This window comes from Paenibacillus sp. MT124 (assembly GCF_058792755.1).
The window spans coordinates 415,455-441,086 of the sequence record NZ_CM179500.1 but is presented as its reverse complement, the minus strand read 5'-3'; the positions used below and the strand labels follow the sequence as shown (position 1 = coordinate 441,086).

Here is a 25,632-nt window from a genome sequence, read left to right as displayed (position 1 = left end):
AAAAGCACTATACAAGGTTAGGAAGTGAATGTGAGATGACACTCAAATATAACGAACAGGCACCTCCTGCACCAGGCGGAAGCGCCGGAATTTCAACTCAAGAAGAATCACTCCGCACTGCTTCTACCGCTACCTCCGATTCGGGTAAGCAGAGCCTGCCTGCACTGGAAGTACAGGACGTCCATGCTTCCTTCCGGGAACGACGGAACAAGCTGTCAGTCCTGAACGGATTATCCCTGACCGTAGAGCAGGGCGAATTCGTAGCGATCGTTGGGCCTTCCGGATGCGGCAAGAGTACGTTGTTCCATATCATTGGCGGGTTGTTGAAACCCCAAACAGGCCAGGTTCTCATGAACGGACAGAATGTGACCGGGCAGCGGGGCAAAATCAGCTATATGCCGCAGCAGCCCGCTCTCTTTCCTTGGCGTACCATTGAAGACAACGTGCTGCTTGCCGGGGAAGTGTCAGCACATACGCCACTCAAGGCAGAAGCGCTTGCGGAAGCACGGAAGTGGCTTTCCAGCGTCGGTTTGGGCGGGTTTGAACAGGCATATCCGCACATGTTATCGGGCGGTATGCAGCAGCGGGTAGCCTTTTTACGTGCCCTGCTCAGTCCGCAGGAACTGATGCTGCTGGATGAGCCCTTCAGCGCCCTCGATGCGTTGACACGCAGTGACATGCAGCGATGGCTGCTCGATATATGGGAACAAAACCGCCGATCCGTACTGTTTATCACCCACAATATCGAAGAGGCACTGCTGCTTGCGGATCGAATCTATGTGTTATCCAACCGACCTGCGACCGTGCTGCATGAGGTACATGTCCCTTTTGATCGTCCAAGACGTGAAGAAATAACGGAAGAGAAGGCTTTTCTCGAACGCAAACGGCAGATTTCGGAGTGGATGAAAGAAGAACAGAAAAAAGCCCGGCTAACTCCATAGCACGGGTTTTTCGTTATATTTTTCCAAAACAGTGATCCGCATTCATCATATTCACGTATCAACCTTCAAAAGACAAAAGATGACTAGGAGGGGCTACTTCATGCATTCCCAAGCTTTTGCACCACTGATTGATGCACATATCCATTTTGACAAATATACTGTGGAGGAACAGCAGCATATGCTGCAATCTTTCCCGGATCAACAGGTTGAGGCTGTCATCGCCGTTTCCATGAATATCACCTCGGCACAGGATAATCTGGAGCTGGCGAGACAGAATCCCCGATTCATCTATCCGGCTTTTGGCTTCCATCCTGAACAGCCCCTGCCATCGGTGCAGGATCAGAACCTGTTCTTCGACTGGATTGAAAAGCATATCGAACAAGCGGTAGCCATCGGGGAAGTTGGACTGCCCTACTACAATCGCCAGGAAGCAGAACAGGCAGGATTTGCTTTTGATCAGAGTGGATATATTGAGCTGCTCGAACGCTTTATTCAACTCGCCAAGCGGCATAACAAACCCGTCGTGCTTCATGCCGTTTACGAGGATGCCGACATCGTATGCGACTTGCTGGAACAATATCAGGTCAGACGCGCCCATTTCCACTGGTTCAAGGGTTCCCGTCAAACCGTGCGGCGGATGGCGGATAACGGGTACTTCATCTCCTTCACGCCAGACATTCAGTATGAAGAGGAGATTCGTGAGCTGGCAAGACAATATCCATCTGAACAGGTCATGGCAGAGACGGATGGGCCCTGGCCTTTCGAAGGGCCGTTTCACGGACAGATGACACATCCCGCCATGACGAGGCAGGTGATTCAGGCCTGGAGCGAGATTACGGGCATGGGAACCGAGCGGGCAGCACGTCTCTTTTACCAGAACTCGAAGCGGTTCTACCGTTTACCTTAATGTACAGCACAGATAGACGACAAAAGGGTCAGCTGGATTTCCCGGCTGACCCTCTTCATTGAGCTTAATTAACGTTTCATAAACCCTCTGCCTTCGAGATACGATTTCATCTGCAGACGTGCCGGCTCGGTAAGACGTTTGGCCATCAATTCGGACCACGGCGTCGTACGTTCACCATTCGTGCGGGCTCTCATATAGGTTGTAGTGGTTTCGTCATAACTTTCCACGCCTCGGAGCGTCTCTTCGGCATCATAGCGATTACGATGGAGAACAGCATTCAGCGGCAGACGCGGACGTATGCCGGTTTCCTGGTCGGCTATACCGACACACATGCCGAAGACAGGGTATACGCCTTCCGGCAGTCCCAGCAGTTCAGTCACTTCTTCAATCTTGTTACGCAGACCGCCTATATATACAATCCCGAAACCGAGCGACTCAGCAGCCAGAGCGGCATTCTGGGAGGCAAGAGCCACATCGATCGTTGCTACCATAAAATTCTCTGTGGAATCGGCATAAGACTCCTTCTCCGGGTGGTGGCGCTTCGCCGCATCACTCAGACGATACAGGTCTGCACACCACACGAGGAAAACAGGGCATTCTTCCACATAAGCCTGGTTGCCTGCGAGTGCAGCGAGTTTCGATTTTAATTCTGGTTCCGTCACGGCAACGACGCTATATGCCTGTACACTGCTTGAAGAGGAAGCCATCTGCCCGGCAGCCACGATTGTCGCAAGCTGCTCCTCGCTTACCGGATCCGGCTTGAATTTCCGCACTGAGCGGTGTTTCATCATCAATTCAATGGTTTCATTCATGTCTGGTTCACTCCCAATCCTCGTAGTACGAACTCAATCGTCTGTTCAGCCAGCTTATCTGTATCTATATCCTCATAGTTAAACGTAAACCGTGAGTTTTTGGCACGTTTGTGTGCCAGAGCCACACCCATGACCTGAAGCATTGCATAAGATACGGAATCAATCTGGAATACACCCTGGTCTTTACCTTCCTGCAGCAAATCATTCACTTTAGTCCAGACAGGGTCCAGGAACCGAAATACGGTGGCCGTGCGATGAGTGTTCAGTGTAATTTCAAGCTGTACAATGTCGCTCATTTCCCAGTCCGTCATCGTGAACTTCACGACTTCACCTACAATTTTGCTGATACCCTCCACAGGGGACATGGACTCTGCAGCCAAATCAGTCAGCATGTGATCAGGAAAGAAGTGCTCAAATATCGCTTCAAACACCTTTTCTTTGCCGCCAAAATGGTACGAGACCAGTGACACATTGGCACCCGCCTCATCACAGATTTGACGAACGCTTGTCCCGTCATACCCCTGCTGCGCAAAAAGTTTTTTGGCTGCGAGCAAAATCCTCGTTTTGATATCCAATTCCGGTTCCGTCATTCCGTTCGCTCCTCTTGTCCGTTCTTATCTTGCTCCAGCTTCCGGGGCTGCAGCCAGCTGTTTCATCTATTTATTATGAAAGTTTAACTTTCAAAGCGCAAGGCATGACCATATCATGTCAGAGCTCTAACTGGTCCTGATATACAGCAGGCACCCCGGTTGAGATCCACCGGGGTGCCTGCTCCAATACTATAGAGTCATTTACGTCTGTAATATTAGCTGTTCACTTGAGCCGGGCTTGGTGCCCCTGCTGGCATGCGCCGTTTTTTGAGCAAGGTCACTACCAGAGAGAGGGCAACCGCGATGACCAGAACGATCGCAACAGATCCGGCTGCCGACTGAACGCCAGGTCCACCAAGTTGAACGCTCAGAATACCTTGAACTGCGTACGTTGCAGGCAAGTACTGTCCGATGCCGCTGTAGAAACCATTAAGCAGCTCACGGGGTACCATTGCACCGGAAGATACCAATTGCAGGGACAGTGAGATAATGTTGAACAGGCTTCCTGCAGGTCCGAAGCAGATCAGGAAGAACTGCGAGAAGAACATGAACGTGCAGAGGAACAGAGCCTGGAACAACCAGAACGCGATGAAACCTTGGGCAATCTGTCCTCCGAGCGCAACAATTAGCGATGAACCCAGAAGTGATACAACCAGAGCGGATGCGATGTTAATCACGATTCTCGCTCCAAACAGGGTCAAGCGGGAGTGAGTTGCTGACAGCATTCCCATAGCCGTTTGCAGATTCATACCCATGATCATGGCGCCGACATAAGAAGCCAGTACCATCATCATCGGTACCATCTGATTATTCATGCCGTTCACCGGATTAATCGAAGTTGTTGTGCCTTCAACCCGGGTAGCCAGATTGGCAGCAGCATCGGCCGCCTGATCCGCAGGTGCCCCTGCAGCTGTCAGTACGGTCTGCACGCCTTGCGCAGTCGCTTGCTTATTGATTGTATTCGTCACACTTTGAGAAACGCCCTGCATCATGCTTTTGATCGTCACCGGGTTAGCTTCGTTAATGGTGTACTTGATCTCAGCTGTGGAACCTGCAGTCTGAAGAAGCTCGTTAAAGCCAGCCGGAATATTCAGCACCATATGAACTTGGTGGTGATTCAGCTGATCCAATGCCTCAGCGGAACTGAGATCCGATACCGTATGGAAAGGCAGCGTCTTAGTCAAACTATCCGCAATACCTTGGGACATCTCGCCATCTTCGTTCACAATGGCTACTGTCAATTCAGTCGTACGGTCGTTCACGCTGGAGTATGCAGTCATCCAGATGACACTGAAGATCACTTGGAACATAAGTGCTGTTACGATCCCCACAATCACTGGCGGTTTTTTCAATAAAATGCGTAATGCCTGTAGCATAGAATAAGATCCTCCAATATAGATTAGTTCACATTTGATTTAAACGATCGTTTGAATCAAACAATTGTTTAAATTTTAATGGCATATGTCATTATTGTCAACTTATTTCTGAAATGTTCAGAAACATCATTCTCGTTTCATAAAGTCCATTTCCTTTTTTCATAAAAAGACAAGAAAAAGCACGGTTCACCGCAGCGAACCGCGCTCCATTTCAGGCTAGGCTGAAGGTAATAGCACGCCTATCCTGCAATTTACTTTGGATTGCGTTCCAGCTTCAACCGCTGCAAACGCAGCGAATTCAATACCACCGATACGGAACTGAATGCCATGGCCGCACCAGCCAGCCAAGGAGCCAGGAAACCTACTGCAGCGATTGGAATACCAATGACATTATAGCCAAGCGCCCAGAACAAGTTTTGCTTGATATTCCCCATGGTGCGCCGGCTCATTTCGATCGCATCCGCTATACTGTTCAGATCACCACGCATAAGCGTGATATCTGCCGCTTCCATCGCTACGTCTGTTCCAGTCCCGATGGCCATACCGATATCTGCTGTAGCCAGGGCAGGTGCGTCATTGATGCCGTCACCAACCATTGCTACTTTCAGCCCGCTATCCTGCAGCTTCTTCACTTCGGCTGCTTTACCCTCAGGCAGGACTTCCGCCAGGACATGATGGATACCTGCTTGCTCCGCCACGGCACGTGCCGTACGCTCATTGTCTCCCGTAATCATGATGACATCGATGTTCAACGCCTGCAGCCGTTGAATGGCTTCGCGTGATGTATCCTTAATTGTATCTGCCACAGCAACAATACCTGCCCAGCGGCCATCGACTGCTATCAGCATCGCTGTGCGGCCGAGCTCCTCCAGTTCATTCATCTGGCGAGCGGTTGCCTCCGATACCTCCACATGAGCATCGGCAAGCAGCCGCCGTGTTCCAACCAGAATTTCCTGTCCTTGTACTCTGGCCCGAACGCCATATCCTGGTATGTTCTCAAACTGCTCTGATTGGGACAATACGATCCCTTTGTCGCGGATTCCTGCTACGATAGCTTCCGCTAGCGGATGTTCCGAGCTTTGTTCTGCAGCTCCAACCCATTTCAACAGTTCTACTTCTGTCCAATCTTGTGCTGTGATCACATCCGTCAGCACCGGTTTACCTTGAGTGACTGTCCCTGTTTTGTCCAGAACAACCGTCTGAATCTGCTGTGCCGATTCCAGATGTTCTCCGCCTTTGAACAAGATGCCATACTCAGCCGCCCGTCCTGATCCAGCCATGACAGATGTTGGTGTTGCCAAACCCAAGGCGCATGGACAGGCAATGACCAGTACGGCAATCGCTTTTTCCAGAGATCCTGCGAAGTCACCGGGACTGGCAAACAGATACCAGATCAAGAATGTCAGTGCAGCAATGCCAACCACAATGGGGACAAAGATCCCCGAAATAACATCCGCAATCCGCTGAATGGGTGCTTTGGACCCCTGTGCCTGTTCAACTACTTTAATGATCTGAGATAATGCGGTGTCCGAGCCGACTCGTGTTGCGCGCAGCCTTAGTGCACCGTTTTTATTCAGTGTAGCACCCGTAACGGCATCCCCCGGTTTTTTATCGACAGGCAAGCTTTCGCCGCTGAGCATGGATTCATCGACCGAGGACTGCCCTTCTTCCACAACTCCATCCACTGGGATACTGTCCCCCGGTCGCACCAACACAATGTCACCTACGGCTACATAAGCTGCAGGCACAACCACTTCCTGGCCATCCCGGATGACCCGGGCTTCACGAGGGGCCAGTTCGATCAGGCTTTTGATGGCCTGGGACGAGCGACCTTTCGCTACGGCTTCAAACCATTTTCCAAGCAAAATCAACGTAATCAAAATCGCACTAGTCTCGTAATACAGTTCAACCGAGGGCATAGTGGCAGTGGCACCCGCACTCGTGCCCATCCCGCCATGATCCATAGCAGCCGTTGGAGGTACCATTCCACTCGTGAGTGTCAGATATAGGCTGTAGAAGAATGCCGCGCTTGTACCCAGAGCGACCAGTACGTCCATATTGGCACTTCCGTTACGCAGCGCCTTGTAAGCCCCGACATAAAATTGCCACCCAATGACGAACTGCACCGGTGCTGCCAGTACCAGCTGGAACCATGGATTCATGAACAGATCCGGCACCCAAATCCATGATGTAAATGAGAAGTGGCCGACCATGGCCCACAGCAGCGGTATGGATAATAAGGCGGAGATCATCCATTTCCATTTTTTGCGCTGCAGCTCACGTTCGCGTACGGATGAGGTTTCTTCCTGCGTCTGCTGCACTTCGGCACCATAGCCCAGCTGTTTGATTTTGGCCGTGATATCGGAAGGTTTCAGTGCTCCTGCTGCAAATTCAACGTGTCCTGTCTCCAGCGCCAGATTCACATTCGCTCGGGATACACCCGGAAGACGGGAAAGTCCCTTCTCAATTCGGGCAGAGCACGCAGCACACGTCATGCCTGTAATATCCAGATCAACCGACTCGGTTACTGTACCGTATCCGAGTGCCTCCACCTTATCCCGCAATGCATTGACACTTACCGTCTTCGGATCATAGGTTACACTCGCTTGTTCTATGGCCAGATTAACGCTGGCCTGCTGAACGCCCTCCATACGGGATAGCCCCTTCTCGATTCGTGTGGAGCAGGCAGCGCACGTCATTCCCGTTATCTGCAGCGTGGTCTGGGTTCCATCCGGTTGCGATCCGGCTGCAGGCACATGATCCCTTGATGATGCTTTATCCATGATGGCGTCTCCTTTCATATGAACTTTCTATTCACATACCCCTATAGGGTATAATCCAGGCAAAAAATCAGGCTTAAACGACGATTCCTCTTGTCTGATGTATATCGGCATCTTGGTTCAGCGCATAGACAATAAGAAATCCGTTTAAGCCAACATGGATTAGACTACATCGTACCCTTGATCTTCAATGGCAGCCTTGATCTGCTCTACATTGACCTGCTGCTCATCATATTCCACCGCAACGGTTCCCGCTGCCAGATCAACCTGACCCTTGGCACCGACGTTTTTCACCGCTTCTTCAACCGATTTTACACAGTGGTTGCACGACATTCCAGTAACATTAAGCGTAACGTTAGACATGATTCAATTCCTCCTTGGGATATATAAATGATTGCTTTATTCTTTTAACAATTACTTCATCAACTTTCTTACCGTTACGAGCAGTTCATCCACTACCTCATGTTCCCCTGCCTGAATCCGTTCAACAATACAACTCTTCATGTGGCCTTCAAGCAGCAGCTTGCCCACTGAATTTAGTGCAGACTGCGCAGCTGCAATCTGGGTAAGCACATCATCACAATACGTGTCCTTCTCGATCAATCCCTTGATCCCGCGAATCTGGCCTTCGACCCGGTTTAAACGGGAGATCAGATTGCTCTTCATCTCCTGCGAGTGATGGCTCTTGCGCACATGCTTCCCGTCACTGCCTTCGGCATGGCATGCCGCTGCTTGTTGACCGGTTGCATTATCATCGGACAGCGTTACAGATGGTTCCAAGGGTTCCTTGGGATGGCTCTGATGATCCATCATGAACACCCCTTTTCTTCGTTCTTTTCACAGTGTAACATACCCCATGGGGGTATTCAAGAATAAAATTAATGTCTTCTTTATAGCCATACAGATCTCTTTAAAATTCTGCATATTATAAATTGTGCAAGTCATCATTACAGTATGTATTCCATCCTGCTGCTTCGGACAGACAGACCCATCTGTTCATAAAAGGCCTGCGCACCCGTGTTAAATGTGGAAACTGTTAATTCTACGCTATCTGCCTGAAGCTCCCTGCCCAGTTCAATTAGAGCATGCATCAATTTCTTACCCGTTCCTTGACCCCGCCCATCACTTCCGACGATCAATTCATTAATATACAGCATCTTGCGATCCAACAGCAGTTCAACTCCCTGAATCAAACTGAGCTGCGCACTACCGTACCCCAGAATATCCCCCGTGCCTACCGATTCAGCAACATACAGATAACGCTTATCCGTCTCCAGTAATGATACAAACTCCTGCTTCTCCATTCTGGGTTGCAATGCTCGATACACATCAGGCCGAGCCTGGGCGTGCATTTGATGCAGCTCATCCATTAAGAGGGAAACACCAGGATAGTCGGGGGCCGCTGCCTTTCTAATCTGGATTCGTTCCACTTGAATCACACCTTCCTTTGCTTTAATTTACATTATTATACAACAAAATATAATAAAAGCAGATACCTCAGCGGTATCTGCTTCGTCAGAAACGACTCATTCGTTTCGTCTTATTCTTTGGAGGATTTACCTTCATTAAATGCAACCGGTGATGGCTTAGCTGCCCAATCGTCCGCTTCCGGTTCGATGTCTACACCGTTCATGATTTTCTTTTTCTCCATCAAGGAATCCCCGTCTTCGTCCAGCTTGTTGCGAATTTCCGCCTCGTCTTGAGGTTGATTATTCTGTGTCATCCTAGAGTCCTCCTTTATATTTCATCATCATAATGATGTTCCTTTATATAACTTACCCAATTTTTTCATTCCCATTCGCCATGCGGCTATTCGAAATCCACCTGTTTATCCAAAATAACTTCTTCCATCTTATGTTCCAGTTCCGGAATTGAAGGAACCAGTGAAAATTGAACCTGTTCGAGTGAGGAAGGCAGCGCGGGCACAACCCGAAAACTAATGTGTGTTTCGCCGCCTCCTCCACGACTGCTATGTCTCATCGACATATGGTTCTGTTCACTAATCACTTCTAGAGCTAAATGGGGCACTACATGTACACGATCCGTTACATTTCCTTTATAATGTATCTCCACATGAACGATACTCTCTGTCTCATATTGCATCGAATGCGTGATGAGATATTCGCAGGAATCCTGGATCGTTCTCTTCATAATCGGAACAACACCCCTCAACTGAAGCTCTTCAGACGGGAAAAAATGCTGTGGAGGCATAGGTTGTACACTACGCAGGACATAACGGATTTCTTCCTCCTTCATTTCCAGAGATGCTGCCCATTCATCGATGATCTCCTGAGGTGGATGGTATTGAACCGCTCCTGTTATATGCTTCCGCTCAGCCACCAGTCGAAGCAGCTGTTCATCAATCTGCCGTACCTGATCATTGTACTCATAAGGGATGACACGAAATTCACTCCAACCTGAACTCATATGCTAATCTCCTCCCGATATCTGAAATTTATTATTGACCTATGTATCTGGTACAAGTCTTCGCCCAAGTTCATGACCCAACATCACAATGGGCAGAACTACAAGGCCCACGGGTATGCTCAAGAACACTTCGGCCCATGTTACAATTCCTTGACCAAGAAGCCGGTATAATAGATATATTCCGTACGGGAGTGTGATACAGACAGCACTAACTACCCCCGGGGTGTACATTCTCAGATATAAACTCTGCCCGACATGTGTGAATACATGCAGCAAAAAGAGCGTGTTAAACGCCAAAAACATGAAATAATGACCATATTCTGCCGCAATATATACAAAGGGTATGAAGACAACCAATTCCAGCAGTACGGCTACACCGAATTGGCTGCTGTTGATTCGAAGCATCGATTGAAGACGATTGGCGACCTTCGGCGAGACACGCTGAAGAACTTTCGTTTTGTTTTGCCGAATCCAGGGACCTACCCAAATAATCTCTTCGAGATCATGCAGCAGAAAAGCAATAAGAAATAACCAGATGAGCGTTGTGAGCGACATAGGTGAACCCAGACACCTCCTAGTTGATCTATCAATTCAATACCTCTAACCATTTATTCGCTATCTCCTGTCCACTCCCTTTCTTTTGCAAGAATTCAGCTCTAACATATACAAAAAATGACGAGCCTCTCGTCCGGCTAAGATAGCCGGGTGCGAAGAGGTTCGCCACATGTTTATATTTTGGCCACTTTGCTGCCCTTCATCTTCATATTTACGAGCAGAATGCTAGCGATAATCATAACCAAGCCGGCAATCAGATTAACGGTCACGGACTCCCCAAGGAACAATACACTGCAGAACAATGCAATCAGCGGAATCAGAAATGTAAATGATCCTACCTTACTCGCTTCTCCTGAGCTGACCAGTTTGAAGAAAGCGAGCCATCCCAGCGCAATGACAAAGACCGAAATGAACAGCATATCCAATATAAATGGAAGTACCCATTGCACTTCAGCCCAGTTCTCTGTCGCTGTACCCGTCAATGTCAGGACAACCCCGCCAATCAGTATCGGAATGGCCGTCATCCAGATTCCATCCACCTTTGTCGATGTTTTCTTCATATATACAGTTCCGATGGCCCAACTGATGGCACTAAACAGTCCGAGCATAACCCCTTCAGGTGATACTTTGCCAGTCATGCCGCCAATACTGATCGTTGCCACTCCTGCAAAACCGAGGACCAGTCCGGCAATTTTCAGCCCATACATCGACTCGCCCAGCCACAGCCAAGCTCCAATACCGAGCAGTACAGGCTGCAGGAATACGATGGAGGAAAATAACCCTGCGGGTACTTCCGTCAGACCTACAGTCTGAAAGCCATAGAAGAAAATGATATTCAGCACCGCCGAGATCGCATAGATATGCCAGGTTTCCCGAAGCCGCAGCGTTTTGTACCTTGGAAAAGCATAGATACCGAGCACCAGTCCGCCAATCAACAGGCGCATGCCTGCAAATAAAAGCGGTGGTGTATAGTTCAATGCGTATTTGGTCAGGGGCCAATTTACTCCCCACATGAGTACTAGAAAAGCCAGGATCCAACCTGCTTTTGCACGTGATAAAGCCATAAATTAACCTCTCCTATCCGGCACAGCTTCAGGGCTAATTCATCCAAGTCCCTGAGCATGCCATGTGTCTCAACCAGCTACATTCAGATCCGGCAGGCCAGTATCCTCCGTTGATCGTTCTGTGTCTCCATGATACAATAACAAACGTAATAATTGAAATGCATGTTAATCATAAGGAGCATATCATATTTGTTATGAACAATTCACAATTACAGTTATTCGTCAAAATTGCCGAGACCGGAAGCTTCACTCGTGCCGGACAGGAACTGAACATGACGCAGCCCGCGGTTAGCCGGGCTATCTCATCGCTGGAAAACGAATTGGACGTTACCCTGATCATACGGGACCGGCGGAACGGCATTGTGCTTACCGATGTAGGACAACGAATACTTGTCATTTTCCGCCGGATTCTACAGCAATATGATAAAGTGCAGCAGGTCGTTGCAGCCGAGAAGGGACTGGAAATCGGTACGATTCGCATCGGCTCTTTTCCCATGTCATCAGCTCATCTGCTGCCTAAAATAATTCGCTCCATCCGTGACCGCTACCCGAACATTGAATTTGAATTACATGAGGGAAACATTCATGAGATTCAAGAATGGCTTAACTCACGCGCGATTGATGTCGCTCTCATTATTGTGACGGATCAGGAGCCGGTAGAGAAGGCTTATGAAACACTGCCGCTCTACAACGAAGAAATGCTGGCTGTGTTTCGGGACAATGAGCCGTTTGCCAATCAGGAGATCCTGCCTGTGAAGATGCTGAATCAACATCCCATGATTGTGTGCAACGGTGGATATGAAGTGCCGATCGTAGATCTGTTTAAACGTGCGGAAGCGGAACTCAACTTTGGGTTTATCGTCCATAACATTAATACATGCCTTAACATGATTGAACAGGGACTCGGAACCGCCTTGCTGCCTGCCATTTCTCTATCTTGGCTCCCTCCTGGTGTAAAAGCACTTCCTACCGAACCGAAGGCTTATCGCCATATTGAAATTGCGGTCCCTTCCCTGTCAGAAGCTTCCCCGGCCTCCCGTTTGTTCATCGAGACGGCGCAGCAATTGTTCGGGCAGCAGAAATAAACGAAAAAAAAGACGTTCACTAGTCACATTTACCGTGACCAAGTGAACGCCTTTTTATATCATTTCAGGTTATTGCCCTATTGTTGCACTCCAGTATATGCTGCTTACACCTGATCCTGCCGAGCGAGCGCAGCAAGTGCACACAGAGCCGCGTTAATCTCGCGCTCAACCGCATGTGCTACCGCATCTGTATGCGGATCATATTCGGCAGCCAGATCGCTGTCGGCGAAGCCATCAATGGCCACAATCGCACCGGCACGCGCACCTCGCAATGTGCTGACGATATATAGTGCTGCAATTTCCATCTCGGCTGCAAGCGCGCCAGCCTGTTTATATTTGCGGTGAGGAATCTCTTCCACCCCTGTGAAGAATGCATCGAGTGTAACGGTAATGCCTACACCGACTTTACCTGCATTCATTGCCTGGTCCGCAGTGTTCCCTTTCTCCTGTGCAGCTTCAATGAGTGCCTGGGTGACTCCAATGTCCGCAACTGCGGGGAAACCATCCGGCACGAGCTGACGGGTCAATCCGTCCGAACGGACTGCTGCCGTGCTGACAATGATACTGCCCGCAGGATAATCTGCCGTATAGGAGCCAGCTGTTCCGACTCGAATCAGGGTTGTCACACCTGCCCGAATCAGTTCCTCGAAGCAGACGGCCGCTCCGGGAGAACCTACACCATGGCTGACAACAGCCATCTGCACCCCTTCATACAGCCCAACGAATGTACGATATTCCCGGCTGAACGCCAGTTCTCTCGCCTGCTCCAGCTTCTGGGAGATCTTCTCCGCACGAGCGGGATCACCACAGACTATGGCATAAGCAGGCATGTCCTCTGAATGAATCTGCAAAATAGGCATTAACATTGTTAATCAAACTCCTTTTTCGTCCATTCGTCTTCCGGAATCGGCAGATCTTCGCCCGAAAAGCGCTGCTCCTTAAACGGATCGGCAAAGTGATGAAACCCGTTGCTCTCCCAGAAACCGTTGCGATCTTCGGTCATAAACTCCAGACCGCGTATCCACTTTGCACTTTTCCAGAAGTACAGCTGCGGCACCACCAAGCGAAGTGGATAGCCATGCTTCGGTGTAAGCGGCTCGCCGTTATACTTGAAAGCAAGCAATACGTCATCGTGCATCAATTCCTCGAGCGGTACATTCGTCTCATAATCATGATCAGCATGGATCATCACATATTTGGCTTCAGGTTTAACGCCCAAAAGCTTAATGAAATCCGAGAAGCGAATGCCTTCCCATGGGGTATCGAACTTGGACCAGCGGGTAACACAGTGAATATCGCTCACGGTATTTACCTGCGGCATGGCCTGAAGCTCGGCAAAAGAGAACACTTTCTCTTCCTCTACCTCTCCGAACACTTTCAGATCCCAGGTGGACAGGTCGTATTCAGGCACTTCACCTTCATGCAAAATCGGGAATTTCTCGGTTAGCATCTGTCCCGGCGGCAGCCGATCTCCATGCTCGACGCCCGCTTTGGGCGGAGGTGTTTTGGTTTTTTTCAGACGTTCAGCCTTGTTATGCAATGGTAACCCTCCTTCTTTTTACATTAACGCGAGCTTCCGCCCGCTTTCAGTGCATCTTGTGCATACGTACGGTCTTTGAAAAAGAACATCGCCACCAGCGTCACAATATACGGCAGCATCAACGTAAAGTGTGTTGGCAGAGAGAAGCCCTGGAGACGAATACTGAGTGCTTCCATGAAGCCGAACAGCACGCTTGAGCCCATGACGCCCAGCGGATTCGCTTGGCCCAGCATGGTTGCTACCAAGGCGATGAAGCCGCGACCTGCGGTCATGCCCTCCGTAAACATCGTCACCTGACCGAGTGACAACTGAGCGCCAGCCAGAGCACACAGGATACCACACATCAGAACCGCGCCATACTGAATGCCACGTACCTTAATCCCGATGCTTTGCGCTGCAATGGGATTCTCGCCGACGGAACGCAGACGGAAACCTGATACACTTTTGAACAAATAAAATTGCAATGCAATAACGAGTATGATTCCGAGGTACACGAGCGGGCTGTGCCCGGAAAATACGCTGCCAACCCAAGGAATGTCCTTAATCAGTGGAATATCCCATTTGGGAAGTCCCACCATGTCCTTGTCGTAGTATGCACCTTTTACATCAAAAATCGCGCGTAGTGCAAAGGTCGTCAGACCTGTCGCCAGGAAATTGAGTGATATCCCGACCACGATGGCATTTGCCTTGAGATTAATACTAATAAAGGCAAACAGCGCCGAGAACAACATCACAATAATAATAGAGAAGATAACGGCCAGAAGTACATTGCCAAACAAATAGTTACCGACAATCGCGGAGAAAGCACCGATCAGCACGAGTCCCTCGAGACCCACGTTGAAAAGGCCAACACGGGAGCATAATGCCCCACCGAGCGCTGCAAGCAGGATCGGAGTCATAATCCGCAAGGTCGAGCCGAACATGGCTGCATCAAACAGTTGCTGCATTGGATTTTTTCTCCTTTCTCCGCTTCAGGAATGAATACCCGATCTGGGCTGATACAAATAACGTAAGCACGGCCTGGATAACACTGCCGACTTCAAGCGGCACATCGGTATTTCGTTCCATACCCATGGCACCTGTCTGCAGGGCAGCAAGCAAAATGGCCGCTACAGCCGTACCGAGTGGGTGAGAGCGGGCGAGTAGTGTCGCCATGATACCACTCCATGCGTAACTTGCAGATGACAGCGAGCCATCCAGGAAACGGTACTGTGTTCCCAGCACTTCGCCTGCCCCCGCCAGACCCGCCAATCCACCGCTGATCACCATGGACAGCATCATCATTCGAATCCGGCGTACCCCGCCATACGTCGCAAACGACGGATTGCTTCCGAGCATGCGAATCTCATAACCGGTTACCGTTTTGTGTGTAAACCAGTAGATCAGGATTGCAGCTACAATGGCAATGATGAAACCGGCATGCAGTCCCATGCCCTGAAACAGCTTCGGCAGCCAGACTCCCTGATCAATCATCGGTGTCTGCGCCATCGCTGCGGATCCGGTACGATCCTTGAACGGATAAGATACCATGTACCCGCCAAAATAGATGGCAATATAATTGAGAAGCAGTGTTGTAATCAACAGGTTCATGCCAAACCGGGCATCCAGCCAGCCGGCAAATACAGACCAGATTCCTCCGGCCAGGATTCCTGCCACAATGGCCGCAATACAGACAAGCCAGCCTGGGCCTGGCAGATAGAGCGCCGTGAGCGCAGCACTGAGCCCTCCGAGAATCATCTGTCCTTCGGCTCCCATGTTGAAGAATCCCGCACGGAACGCGAGTGCTACACCCAGTCCAGCAAGGATAATGGGTGTCGAACGAGCCAGTGTGTTCGTGAAGAAGTAGAAGTTCCCGAAGGCCCCCTTCCACATCTCTGCATATGTTTCGAAGACATTCCCGCCAACAACCATAATTGCCACAGCTCCTGCAAGCAAACCGATTACTATGGCAAGCAGCGGCTGTACGAGTCCGCGAAGTGTTTCTTTTACCCGATTCATACCCGCTCTTTCCCTCCTGCCATCAATAAGCTAATCTGTTCTTCCGTGGCTTCATCTGCCTTCAGTTCCCCGGCAATCTCGCCTTCATACATCACAATAATTCGATCGGATAATTGCAAAATCTCGGACAGCTCAGAAGAAACGAGCAGCACGCCAGCACCTTCGTTGCGTTTGCGAAGCAGCTCGGCATGAATTGTCTCCATGGCTCCGATATCGACGCCACGTGTCGGTTCCGCTGCAATAAGGAACGGAGCATCCTGCGCAAATTCACGTGCAGCAATCAGCTTCTGCAGATTACCTCCTGACAGAAACTGTGCCTTCGTCTCTGCCGAACCGGTCTTGATGCTGAACTGTTTGATCCAGCCCTCTACCATGGCTCGTGCAGCTTTGGCCTTAATAACGCCTCGTGTCTGAAGCCGGTGATGATGTCCCATGAGTCCATTCTCACGCACACTTGCATCCTTGGCTGCTCCCCACATATACCGATCCTCGGGAATGTGAGCAAGTCCATGCTCCCGAATGCGGCGAACAGGCCAATTCGTTGTGTCCTGCCCCGATAGCAGGACACGGCCGCTGTCTGCACCACGCAGTCCGGCAATAACCTGGATTAGTTCGGACTGACCGTTACCCGAGATGCCTGCGATGCCAACGACTTCTCCTTTTCGAACTTCCATATGGATATCCTTCAGCGCCGAGCGATCCTTCGCTCCGGACAAGCTCACGCCCTCCACCTGGAGTACGGCTTCTGCAGGCACGGATGGCTGCTTGTCGAGACGTACCAATTCACGCCCAACCATTAACCGGGATAATTCCTCTACATTGGTGTCCTTCGCCTCCAATGTGCCCGTCACCTGACCATCGCGAAGAACTGTAATCCGGTCAGCCACGTCCATGACTTCCTGCAATTTGTGGGTAATCAATACGAAGGTCTTACCCAGCGCCGCAAGAGATTTCATATTCGCCAGCAATTCCTTGACTTCCAGTGGTGTCAGTACCGCTGAAGGCTCGTCCAGGATGATAATATCCGCCCCCTGATGCAGCACTTTGAGAATCTCTACACGCTGCTGCATGCCGAGAGGACATTCGGATACTTTTTTCCATGGGTCAACGGGCATGCCGTATTTTTGGCCCAGATCGTTCACTTGAGCAGCTGCCTGCTTACGGTCAAATACGCCCGCTGCAGCAGGCTCGCGGCCAATGACAATGTTCTCGGCCACCGTAAAGGAAGGAAACAGCATAAAATGCTGATGCACCATGCCAATACCGCTTGCCATGGCTTGAGACGGAGTGGCGAAGCTTACCTCGCGCCCCCGGACTTTGATCGTACCTGACGTGGGCTGCTCCATTCCGTACAGCATACGCATCAGGGTTGTTTTGCCCGCTCCATTCTCACCAACAAGGGCATGGATCTCTCCCTCACGCAAATTAAAACGGATATCCCGATTGGCGGTGAAACCGCCGTATTTCTTCGTAATCTGATCCATCTCCAACAGCATATCTCGCGTTCGCTCCTTTCGGTCTCGGGCATTTAATAGCAGCAAAACCGGCTGCCTGATCGGGCAGCCGGCTGATCAATACCATTCCATCAAACAATCAAAACTATTGTTGCAATGGATCTTTCACAACGATTTTGCCGGATACGATATCTTCATTAATTGCTTTTACCTTGTCGATAACTTCTTGTCCAACAAAATCACTCAGTGCAGATTCGCTATCACGTGTAACGAAAGTCAGACCGACACCGTCCTCTTTCAGGCCATAGTTTACAGCACCTGCTTTGAAGTTTCCTTCTACGAAATCCTTCACCGTCTCATAAGCAACCGTATCTGTGGATTTCAATTGGGACAATACGATGTGCTCCGGATCTTCAACCGTGCGATCGGTATCCTGACCGGATGTATAGAAGCCTTTTTCCTTCGCTGCTTCAAATACGCCAAGGTCACCTACTGCAGATGCACCAGCAATGAAGTCAGCCCCTTTGCCGAATTGTACCAATGCCAGTTCTTTTGCCTTAGCCGGGTCATTGAAGCCACCAACGTAGTTTACGAGGAATTCTGCATCCGGGTTAACGGATTCCAGGCCCGCTTTGAAACCTTCGGTATATTTCTTGATCAATGGAACGTCCATCGCTGCGATCATGCCGACTTTATCCGTTTTGGTAGATAGTCCGGCAGCAGCACCAAGCAGATACGCTCCTTCGTATTCACGGAAACCAACGCTACGTACGTTAGGCAGATCAACCGTTGTATCCACAATGGCAAACGACTTGTCCGGATTCTCGGCAGCCACCTTTTTCAGTGCATCTTCTGCCTGGAATGTCGCTGTAATAATCAGATCATAGTTCTCCGCAACCGCAGCACGCAGATTTTGCTCGAATGCTGCCGGGTCTGTAGATTCGATCGTTTTGGTATCCACTTTAAACTCTTCGCCTGCTTTTTTGAAACCTTCATCCATTTGTACAAAGAACGGGTTTACCCCGATTTTTTCAGGAAGTACGAGTGCCATGCGCAGTGATTTCTCACTGTCGCCACCTTGGGCCGATTGTTCGTCTTTGGAAGCCGAAGTTCCACAAGCCGCGAGCAAAACTGCCAACATGATGATCGATAAGACGAACGATAAGCCTCTTTTCATTTTGAAGATTCCCCTTTTCCACATCTTTTTTTAATAATCCTAGCGGATACTGTCGATCCTTGTCAATAAATCTTTGTGCATAAACATTCAAATTAAATATAATTATTTCATCACCTACGAAGATACTTTGGGAAGCGCTCCAGAATGGCTTTTTTCCGTTGACATGGGTGGCTTCGCCGTGCTAAAGTCAATCCAATTATTAAATTCACATCGGTTTTGTCAGGATTATAGCGCAAACTGTTCATTTTCCAACCATATCTTAAGGAGGCTATTCATATGAAAAAAATCACCCAGTTCACACTGGCGGCTCTGCTCGCCGCGCCAGTCACGATCGGCAGCCTGAGCTTGCCCGCTTTGGTTTCCGCTGCATCCGCTTCGCCCGTCGTGCCATCTGCATCGCAAACCGCAAAAGCAACCCTATCCCAGACTCCATCCGTGTATACGGAGAGTGCAGCCGATTATGCTCAGTTCCTGCAGGCCAAATACGGCATCCAGCTGCCACTGCAGCTGACCAAGGGTGAGTTCATTCAAGCCATAGCAGCTATTATTGGAGCAGATTCCGCAGCGGACTCTACGGAAGAAGCCAGCGGTAGTCAGACCCAGGCTCCTGCTTTTACCGATCTGAGCTCGGTAGATTCATCTTATGATGCAGCCATCACCCTACATAATAATGGTATCCTGTCTGGTACAGAAGTTCGTGCCAATGACACCCTTAGCACGTATGCTGCGGTATTCATTGCCGTCAAGGCAGCTGGATTCAAGGAACTTGCGTATACATATCCGGAAGAGAAAACAAAGCAAGCGCTCACCAAGCTTGGCATCAGCCCGAATCGCGTTCAGGGTCAGGCGGCTCAGGAGCTCGCCGCTGCTATCGATACCGGTCTGGTTCCGGAAAGCCTCTATCCTGCTCTTCGTAAGGGCGGAGTGGCGAGTACTGATTTTGCCAACATCTTGCTTGGCCGGGTATTGACCAGTCAGGGAAAATACAAGCATGAGATCGGACGCTCTGGCGATGCCGACATCTACTCCAAACTGTATGCCGCGTATCGCACAGCGGATCTGATTGAAGCACCCGAATTAAGAGAGATTGTGGATCAGGCATTACGGGAAGACCTCGTTACAGGCTACAACCTGAAGGATAGCCGCTTCGATTCCAATTTTATCGATGAACTGACGTTGACTTATGGACATGACGATATCAAACACGCCGTGCAGCTGATTGGCCTGCTTCGCAGCGAGGGCATTGATGCCGATGTGCAATTCCAGCCGAAAACCTCTGCCTTCATCTATTTGAAGGAATGGGGTGAGCCCAAGGAAACGCCGGATTACAAGGTGACCCAAATTGAAAATGGTAATTATATTGCATATGCCAAGGAATATGATATTCAATTCGAATTCAACAACACGGCGGACAAGGCCCGCTTCAATGACATTATTCTGAAATATGCCAAAAAGAACAGCGATGATGCCTCTGCCCTCATTTATGCTTCCTGGTGGCAACCACTGTATTATTCACCTACAGCTGTTCAGGACTACCCGGTCATTAGCAACAACAAAATTGCACTCGGCAACTATTACGCTCAATCCTTCTCATTGAAGCAGAATGCCAAAGGCATTCAGGAAGGCTTCCGGAAGCTTGCTCCAGATGCGGACATTACCAGCTACAACTTCTGGGTAGATCAGCCTTTCTTCAATTATCTGAACGGGGAATCGGAGTAAACAATAAGCGTTACCTTTCAGAATTAATCTCGTAATTTGTCACACAAACAGCCGTTTTTCGCGAACCGCGCGATGGATTGAATCCATGGTTCCGCAAAGACGGCTTTTCATTTATTATTTTGCAAAATTCTTCTTCAAAATCATTTCTCCTTTGAAGGATTTACCAGTAAAAGGTCGAATAACATATGTACACAAAAAAAAACGCAATGACACATATCTGAATGACAGGAGTTAATCATGGTATATGACGGCATTCTGCTCGGTTTGATCGTTGGACTGTTCCGGGGAGGGTACCGGTATGGTCTCCACCAGTTTGCAACACTTCAACTTCGCGGCGGGTGGATATTCCCACTGTTGCTGCTTGCCCAATTCCTTATCTTTTTCTTGCAGGGAAGACTGGATTGGGTTGCATCTATCAACGGGTATCTGTTTGCGACGGTGTACGTTACAGGCCTTGCATTTCTGTGGCTGAATCGGCATCACCGGGGATTTACGCTGATCTGGATTGGCGTGTTCCTTAATTTCATCGTTATGGCGGTGAATGGTGGACGCATGCCTGTCTCGGTGGAGGCTTCCGCTGTACTCGGACCTTACTATGTGGATATGCTTCGTGAAGGTGGAGCGGTATCGAAACATTATATGATGGATGCATCTACCCACCTATCCTTCCTGGGTGATATCATCCCGCTCTCCAGTCCTTATCCGCGGACCCAGGTGATCAGCATCGGCGATGTGGTCATGAACATTGGTATATTCCTGTTTATCCAGTACATGATGGTGAATCGTTCCGGCAAGGCTGCAACGCCAGCGACACCCATCCGGCCTGAAGAGATTAGGACAGACTCCAAGGAAGGGAGGTCTTTTCCATGAAAAAATTCGAAGGCATTAAATATTCCCGCATCGTTATCAATGCAATCATCGTAGCTTCTGTCGTTGTCGCGTTGACTTCGGGATACAAGCTGGGCGGCTAGTACATACTTGCCAACCAAGACAAACAGGCTGCCAGCGGCCTGTTTTTTCTTTCTGGATTTTTACCAGGTAACTTGTTATGTTATACATCTAAATAGTACGAACCGATATCTATACATCAAGAGCCGACTAAACCAAGCAGGAGAATTTGTATGAACTTTATTCGTAGTCTTATCCATAAAGCAGACCGAAGCAGCATGTATGTTGTTTTGCTCAGCTGTGCAGGCATCGGTATTTTTCTGTATATGAACAAGTTGTCTTATCTGCACCTCTCCACTGGGGAATGGGTTATGGTCTATACCATGCTGGGTGCCGCGCTGATTCTGGATTACTTCACCTTTCAGATCCCACCCAAGGGTAATCAGCAATCCATGGACTCTTCCGTGTATCTTGCCTGTATCTTCATGTTCGGCGGTGCGTTCAGCCTGTCTGTGCTCCTGCCCGTTTCCCTCATTTTATTAATCAAGGATCGCCAGCTTGCCTGGTGGAAACACATTGTTAATTTCAGCATTTACAGCCTTATGATTGCAGGAGCGGCTTCCATATTTACATGGACTGGCGGTGTTCCAGGAGCGCTGGACGGGTATAACCTGTTTCCTTATTTTGCAGCACTTGCCGCATACTTTATCATTAATACGATCACGCTGGGCTTATTCTTTCATTTCTCCACCAAGGATGCTCTGCAGCAGATGAAACGTGCGTTCGTGACCGAGTCGCTGCTCGTCTATCTATGTACACTGATTCTGGCGCTGGTGCTGACCATACTGGTCATTCATAATGGCATTCTGGGCTTGCTGCTCTACTTGAGTCTCAGCATTCTGTTATCTCACGCGTTCAAACAGCTGTTCCTGATGTACCAGAGCATTGAAGAAAAGGCTAATACCGATCAACGAACCGGTCTCTTTAACCACAGCCACTTCGAAAACATGCTGGAAAACGAGCTCGCATCTGCCCGTGCTGCAGGAACCCCGCTCTCCTTGGGGCTAATCGATATTGATGACTTCAAAAAGTATAATGACCGCTTCGGTCACCTGCAGGGTGACAGTCTGCTTGCTCTGCTAGGAGAATTTCTAAACCGCAAGACGGAGGGTACCCGAGTCACTGCTTTTCGTTATGGCGGGGAAGAATTCACACTGCTCATGCCAGGCATGGAGCTCGACGAGGCCTATACCTTTATGAACAAACTGCGCAAGCAGCTGAACGATACTCCGTTTGAAGGGGTCGAGGTGTTTCCGCATGGCTGTCTCTCCTTCTCCGCCGGGGTCGCACGATACCAGGTCGATATGTACAATAAATCACAGCTTGTGGACCAAGCTGACAAGGCGCTCTATTATGCCAAAAAACAAGGCAAAAACAATGTCCATCGTTATGGCAGCAATGACGGCATGGAACATGAAATTGACCTGGTGCAGGATGTGCGGGATATCGAGCAACAGCTGAACCTGTTCAGGTACAAGGATATCGACACATTCAAACACTCCAAAAGAGTATATAAATACGCCCTGGATCTCAGTGAGCTACTGGAACTCGACAATGCGGAGAAACGGCAGTTTGTACTAGGTGCTTTGATTCATGATATCGGTAAGCTGGAGATTCCGTGGTCCATCCTGAACAAAAAGGAAAAGCTTACCGCAGAGGAATGGGAAACGATTAAAGGACATGTTACCTGGGGCAAAAAAATGGTGATGACCAACGAACGTTTCAACGATCTGATCCCGTATATTGAATTGCATCATGAGCGGTTTGACGGCAAAGGATATCCCTACGGTTTAAGAGACCGTGAAATTCCCCGCTTGTGCCGAATGCTGACTGTCATTGATTCATTCGACGCGATGACCACCGAACGACCGTATCAGAAAACCAAAACGGTGGATGAAGCGATCAACGAACTACGGGCATGTGCAGGCTCCCAATTCGATCCTGAGCTGGCGGAGCTTTTCATCCGTTACATTCAGAAGAAGACAGCACAGCAGCTGTTATCCTAACGTACGCTATCGTACGGCTGTCCACAAAATCCCTATATAATGCCAAAGCGCTACCCCCGGTCCATTGGGGATAGCGCCATTTTCATTTTCATCAATGAGTCAATCTTGGAATTCAGGACAGTTCTTAACGAACCAATTCCAATTAACGGGTGGTGTTCAGCTCATGTGAAGTTTGATGCAGCTCTTTGATCATCTGCTGCAAAAACATGTTATCCTGGCGACTGATTCCGTGCTGATTGTCTTGAAGAAGCATCTGATGAATATTCTTCTTGAGCAACTCACTACGACGTTCCAATACCTCTTGATTCATGTTGTTGCGTTCACTCCTTAACATGGTTTGTCATGAATTCACGTTCTATATAAGTATAAAGAACCTTCCGCCTCAGGGAAAACAGGCACAGCTCCCCTCTCCCGTATACATCCAGCCTCACACTCCATGACATTCTGTCACGCCATGTCGTTCTTAGATATCCTTCTATATACTCCCGTATCCACCTATACATCCTCCGAGATCAACAGACTAGGTGCCAGGGACAGGTTGGGTTATAATGGGGCATAGATTCGTACGAAGAGTCGATATTAAAGGAGTTCTGGATGCATGTCCTACAAACAAATCAAGTGGATGATCCTGCTGATTCCCACATTAACCGTTGGTCTCTGGGAATACATACGTCATCAATTTTTAATGCCCTATCTCTCCATGGATGCGGGGAATTGGCTCACTCCCGTTATCGTATACCTTGTCAGCGTAACGCTGCTGAGCCGACTGTTCAAGATGCTGGAAGGCGCAAGAGCGGCGCTGGAACAGGAACGTGCCTCCAAGGCAGCCCTTGAGGCAAGGGACCAGCTGGCCCGCGAACTTCATGATGGGATTGCGCAATCCCTCTTTCTCCTGTCTGTCAAAACTGACAAAGCCGAGCGGAGTATGGCCGGCACCGGGCACGAACATGAAATTCAGGAAATCCGCAAGACCGTACACGAAGTAAATACCTATGTCCGGCAGGCCATTGCCCAGCTGCGATATGTGCCCGGCCATACCGCCATGCCTACAGGAGTTTCACTTCAGGGACAGGTCGAATCGCTAACACAGGAAACGATACCGGGAGCTCAGGTTCATTGGGAACTGGACAGTCATTTCTTTACGCCAAAAGAACAAGTTGAGCTCCTCGCCTGCATTCGGGAAGCTCTGATTAACGTACGCAAACACGCTCAGGCCTCCCATGTTCAAGTGGAAGCGGAGGGAAACTCTCTCTCCTGGTTTGTTCGCATCCAGGATAACGGCATAGGCGTTAGTGGCGATCCATTTCACCTCAAGGACCGATATGGATTGCGGATTACGAAGGAGCGTGCCATTCAGATGGGCTGGTCCTTTTCTCTGCATTCCGAACCCGGCTTAACACGAATGACGATAGGTAAAGGGGATGCTTAACATGGAACATGTACGTGTACTGGTTGTCGATGACCATGCCCATGCGCGCGAAGCGATATGCAGCATTTTGTCGGAAGACAGCCTATTTGAAGTCATTGGTACGGCATCAAATGGACAGGAAGCACTGGAACTTACCGAACAGTGGATGCCCGATCTTATTCTGATGGACGTACAGATGCCGGATATGGATGGTCTCGAAGCCACTCGGCTGATCAAGCTCCGCTATCCTTATGTGATCATCGTTATGGTGACGGTCTCCGACGATGTAACGTATCTGTTCGAAGCACTGAAACAGGGTGCCCAGGGTTATTTGCTCAAAAACCTGGCTCCCTCCACCTGGCTGGAATATCTGCGTGCGATCGTATCAGACGATGCACCGCTCAGCAAGGAACTGGCGTACCGGATTTTGCAGGAATTCCCTGCGCCCCGAAGTGAAGATGTGCCGGATAACCCGCTTACCACACGGGAGCTCGAGATTCTGCAGTGGGTATCCGCCGGGTATACGAACCGCGAAATAGCAGACCAGCTCGGCATTTCCGATCAAACGGTGAAAAATCATCTCAAAAATATTTTGCAGAAGCTGCAGCTCGAAAACCGTGTTCAGCTGACCCGCTACGCACTTGAAAGCGGCCTTGCCGGACGAAAACTGCGCAAGTAGCAAGCATTCATGCTTTTGTCACAATTCTTGGAATATAATCGTTTTTTTATAGCCCGATGTAGTCATACACCGTTATTTTGGACAAAGTTATAATGGTATAGATTGTTATCGGCATCCGAAGAATAACTACAATTCTATAACCTGAGGGTGATGTTTTTTTGAGTTT

26 protein-coding genes are annotated in these 25,632 nt (G+C 49.4%); 8 read left to right on the top strand and 18 right to left on the bottom strand.

Annotated elements, in window-relative coordinates; genetic code table 11:
- The first annotated feature begins 35 nt into the window (after positions 1-35).
- Both AC3RCI_RS02170 and AC3RCI_RS02165 read left to right on the top strand, forming a co-directional pair.
- The gene (locus tag AC3RCI_RS02170) at positions 36-941 is read left to right on the top strand and encodes an ABC transporter ATP-binding protein (protein WP_492527418.1); all 906 of its coding nucleotides are present in this window, start codon (positions 36-38) and stop codon (positions 939-941) included.
- Between the two features lie 100 nt (positions 942-1,041).
- Positions 1,042-1,848 carry a TatD family hydrolase gene (locus tag AC3RCI_RS02165; RefSeq protein ID WP_492527417.1) on the top strand — a complete coding sequence of 269 codons (807 nt, stop codon included), beginning with the start codon at positions 1,042-1,044 and terminating at the stop codon, positions 1,846-1,848.
- A 68-nt stretch (positions 1,849-1,916) separates the two neighbouring features.
- On the opposite strand, the gene nfsA is transcribed toward AC3RCI_RS02165, so the two are convergent.
- The 11 genes from nfsA to AC3RCI_RS02110 all read right to left on the bottom strand — a co-directional run bounded on the left by nfsA (position 1,917) and on the right by AC3RCI_RS02110 (position 11,452).
- Positions 1,917-2,660: an oxygen-insensitive NADPH nitroreductase gene (gene nfsA / locus AC3RCI_RS02160; RefSeq protein WP_492527416.1), complete on the bottom strand. Its 744-nt coding sequence runs from the start codon at positions 2,658-2,660 to the stop codon at positions 1,917-1,919.
- The gene (locus tag AC3RCI_RS02155; protein ID WP_492472281.1) at positions 2,657-3,250 is read right to left on the bottom strand and encodes a TetR family transcriptional regulator; all 594 of its coding nucleotides are present in this window, start codon (positions 3,248-3,250) and stop codon (positions 2,657-2,659) included. The genes nfsA and AC3RCI_RS02155 overlap by 4 nt, the downstream gene beginning before the upstream one ends.
- 215 nt (positions 3,251-3,465) lie before the next feature.
- Entirely contained in the window at positions 3,466-4,626 is a 1,161-nt protein-coding gene (locus tag AC3RCI_RS02150) for a YhgE/Pip domain-containing protein (RefSeq protein WP_492527415.1), read from the bottom strand.
- 251 nt (positions 4,627-4,877) lie between these two features.
- Positions 4,878-7,409 carry a heavy metal translocating P-type ATPase gene (locus AC3RCI_RS02145; protein ID WP_492527414.1) on the bottom strand — a complete coding sequence of 844 codons (2,532 nt, stop codon included), beginning with the start codon at positions 7,407-7,409 and terminating at the stop codon, positions 4,878-4,880.
- Between the two features lie 159 nt (positions 7,410-7,568).
- Positions 7,569-7,769, bottom strand: coding sequence for a copper ion binding protein (locus tag AC3RCI_RS02140; protein WP_095361595.1), 201 nt, complete (start codon positions 7,767-7,769; stop codon positions 7,569-7,571).
- Positions 7,770-7,820: 51 nt separating this feature from the next.
- Positions 7,821-8,216 carry a metal-sensitive transcriptional regulator gene (locus tag AC3RCI_RS02135; RefSeq protein WP_492529767.1) on the bottom strand — a complete coding sequence of 132 codons (396 nt, stop codon included), beginning with the start codon at positions 8,214-8,216 and terminating at the stop codon, positions 7,821-7,823.
- A 137-nt stretch (positions 8,217-8,353) separates the two neighbouring features.
- Positions 8,354-8,836: a GNAT family N-acetyltransferase gene (locus AC3RCI_RS02130; protein ID WP_492527413.1), complete on the bottom strand. Its 483-nt coding sequence runs from the start codon at positions 8,834-8,836 to the stop codon at positions 8,354-8,356.
- A gap of 110 nt (positions 8,837-8,946) precedes the next feature.
- Positions 8,947-9,129, bottom strand: coding sequence for a hypothetical protein (locus AC3RCI_RS02125; RefSeq protein ID WP_095291650.1), 183 nt, complete (start codon positions 9,127-9,129; stop codon positions 8,947-8,949).
- Between the two features lie 86 nt (positions 9,130-9,215).
- Complete coding sequence (locus tag AC3RCI_RS02120) at positions 9,216-9,833, bottom strand: hypothetical protein (protein WP_492527412.1); 618 nt, start codon at positions 9,831-9,833, stop codon at positions 9,216-9,218.
- 39 nt (positions 9,834-9,872) lie between these two features.
- Complete coding sequence (locus tag AC3RCI_RS02115) at positions 9,873-10,388, bottom strand: HXXEE domain-containing protein (protein ID WP_492527411.1); 516 nt, start codon at positions 10,386-10,388, stop codon at positions 9,873-9,875.
- A gap of 173 nt (positions 10,389-10,561) precedes the next feature.
- The gene (locus AC3RCI_RS02110; RefSeq protein ID WP_336783801.1) at positions 10,562-11,452 is read right to left on the bottom strand and encodes a DMT family transporter; all 891 of its coding nucleotides are present in this window, start codon (positions 11,450-11,452) and stop codon (positions 10,562-10,564) included.
- A 194-nt stretch (positions 11,453-11,646) separates the two neighbouring features.
- Between AC3RCI_RS02110 and AC3RCI_RS02105 the strand changes: the two genes are divergently transcribed.
- Positions 11,647-12,537, top strand: coding sequence for a LysR family transcriptional regulator (locus AC3RCI_RS02105; RefSeq protein ID WP_492527410.1), 891 nt, complete (start codon positions 11,647-11,649; stop codon positions 12,535-12,537).
- 104 nt (positions 12,538-12,641) lie between these two features.
- Here AC3RCI_RS02105 and AC3RCI_RS02100 read toward each other — a convergent pair whose 3' ends face one another.
- The 6 genes from AC3RCI_RS02100 to AC3RCI_RS02075 form a co-directional block, all read right to left on the bottom strand.
- Positions 12,642-13,403 carry a nucleoside phosphorylase gene (locus tag AC3RCI_RS02100; protein ID WP_492472275.1) on the bottom strand — a complete coding sequence of 254 codons (762 nt, stop codon included), beginning with the start codon at positions 13,401-13,403 and terminating at the stop codon, positions 12,642-12,644.
- 2 nt (positions 13,404-13,405) lie between these two features.
- The gene (locus AC3RCI_RS02095; RefSeq protein ID WP_336783804.1) at positions 13,406-14,077 is read right to left on the bottom strand and encodes a sulfite oxidase-like oxidoreductase; all 672 of its coding nucleotides are present in this window, start codon (positions 14,075-14,077) and stop codon (positions 13,406-13,408) included.
- A 23-nt stretch (positions 14,078-14,100) separates the two neighbouring features.
- The gene (locus tag AC3RCI_RS02090) at positions 14,101-15,024 is read right to left on the bottom strand and encodes an ABC transporter permease (protein WP_095291641.1); all 924 of its coding nucleotides are present in this window, start codon (positions 15,022-15,024) and stop codon (positions 14,101-14,103) included.
- Positions 15,008-16,075 (bottom strand): ABC transporter permease, encoded by a 1,068-nt coding sequence (locus AC3RCI_RS02085; protein WP_492527409.1) that lies wholly within the window; start codon positions 16,073-16,075, stop codon positions 15,008-15,010. Before AC3RCI_RS02085 ends, AC3RCI_RS02090 begins: the two co-directional genes overlap by 17 nt.
- The gene (locus AC3RCI_RS02080) at positions 16,072-17,571 is read right to left on the bottom strand and encodes an ABC transporter ATP-binding protein (protein ID WP_492527408.1); all 1,500 of its coding nucleotides are present in this window, start codon (positions 17,569-17,571) and stop codon (positions 16,072-16,074) included. The genes AC3RCI_RS02085 and AC3RCI_RS02080 overlap by 4 nt, the downstream gene beginning before the upstream one ends.
- 103 nt (positions 17,572-17,674) lie before the next feature.
- Positions 17,675-18,706: a BMP family lipoprotein gene (locus AC3RCI_RS02075; protein WP_239305261.1), complete on the bottom strand. Its 1,032-nt coding sequence runs from the start codon at positions 18,704-18,706 to the stop codon at positions 17,675-17,677.
- A 276-nt stretch (positions 18,707-18,982) separates the two neighbouring features.
- On the opposite strand from AC3RCI_RS02075, the gene AC3RCI_RS02070 reads away from it, so the two are divergent.
- The 3 genes from AC3RCI_RS02070 to AC3RCI_RS02060 all read left to right on the top strand — a co-directional run bounded on the left by AC3RCI_RS02070 (position 18,983) and on the right by AC3RCI_RS02060 (position 23,379).
- Entirely contained in the window at positions 18,983-20,425 is a 1,443-nt protein-coding gene (locus AC3RCI_RS02070; protein ID WP_492527407.1) for a hypothetical protein, read from the top strand.
- Between the two features lie 237 nt (positions 20,426-20,662).
- Positions 20,663-21,295 (top strand): DUF5317 domain-containing protein, encoded by a 633-nt coding sequence (locus AC3RCI_RS02065; protein ID WP_492527406.1) that lies wholly within the window; start codon positions 20,663-20,665, stop codon positions 21,293-21,295.
- A gap of 251 nt (positions 21,296-21,546) precedes the next feature.
- Complete coding sequence (locus AC3RCI_RS02060) at positions 21,547-23,379, top strand: bifunctional diguanylate cyclase/phosphohydrolase (protein WP_492527405.1); 1,833 nt, start codon at positions 21,547-21,549, stop codon at positions 23,377-23,379.
- Between the two features lie 142 nt (positions 23,380-23,521).
- Here AC3RCI_RS02060 and AC3RCI_RS02055 read toward each other — a convergent pair whose 3' ends face one another.
- Positions 23,522-23,689: a hypothetical protein gene (locus AC3RCI_RS02055; protein ID WP_167301679.1), complete on the bottom strand. Its 168-nt coding sequence runs from the start codon at positions 23,687-23,689 to the stop codon at positions 23,522-23,524.
- 288 nt (positions 23,690-23,977) lie between these two features.
- On the opposite strand from AC3RCI_RS02055, the gene AC3RCI_RS02050 reads away from it, so the two are divergent.
- The gene (locus tag AC3RCI_RS02050) at positions 23,978-24,808 is read left to right on the top strand and encodes a sensor histidine kinase (RefSeq protein WP_492527404.1); all 831 of its coding nucleotides are present in this window, start codon (positions 23,978-23,980) and stop codon (positions 24,806-24,808) included.
- A 1-nt stretch (position 24,809) separates the two neighbouring features.
- Positions 24,810-25,466 carry a response regulator gene (locus tag AC3RCI_RS02045; RefSeq protein ID WP_354479865.1) on the top strand — a complete coding sequence of 219 codons (657 nt, stop codon included), beginning with the start codon at positions 24,810-24,812 and terminating at the stop codon, positions 25,464-25,466.
- Positions 25,467-25,632 lie beyond the last annotated feature (166 nt).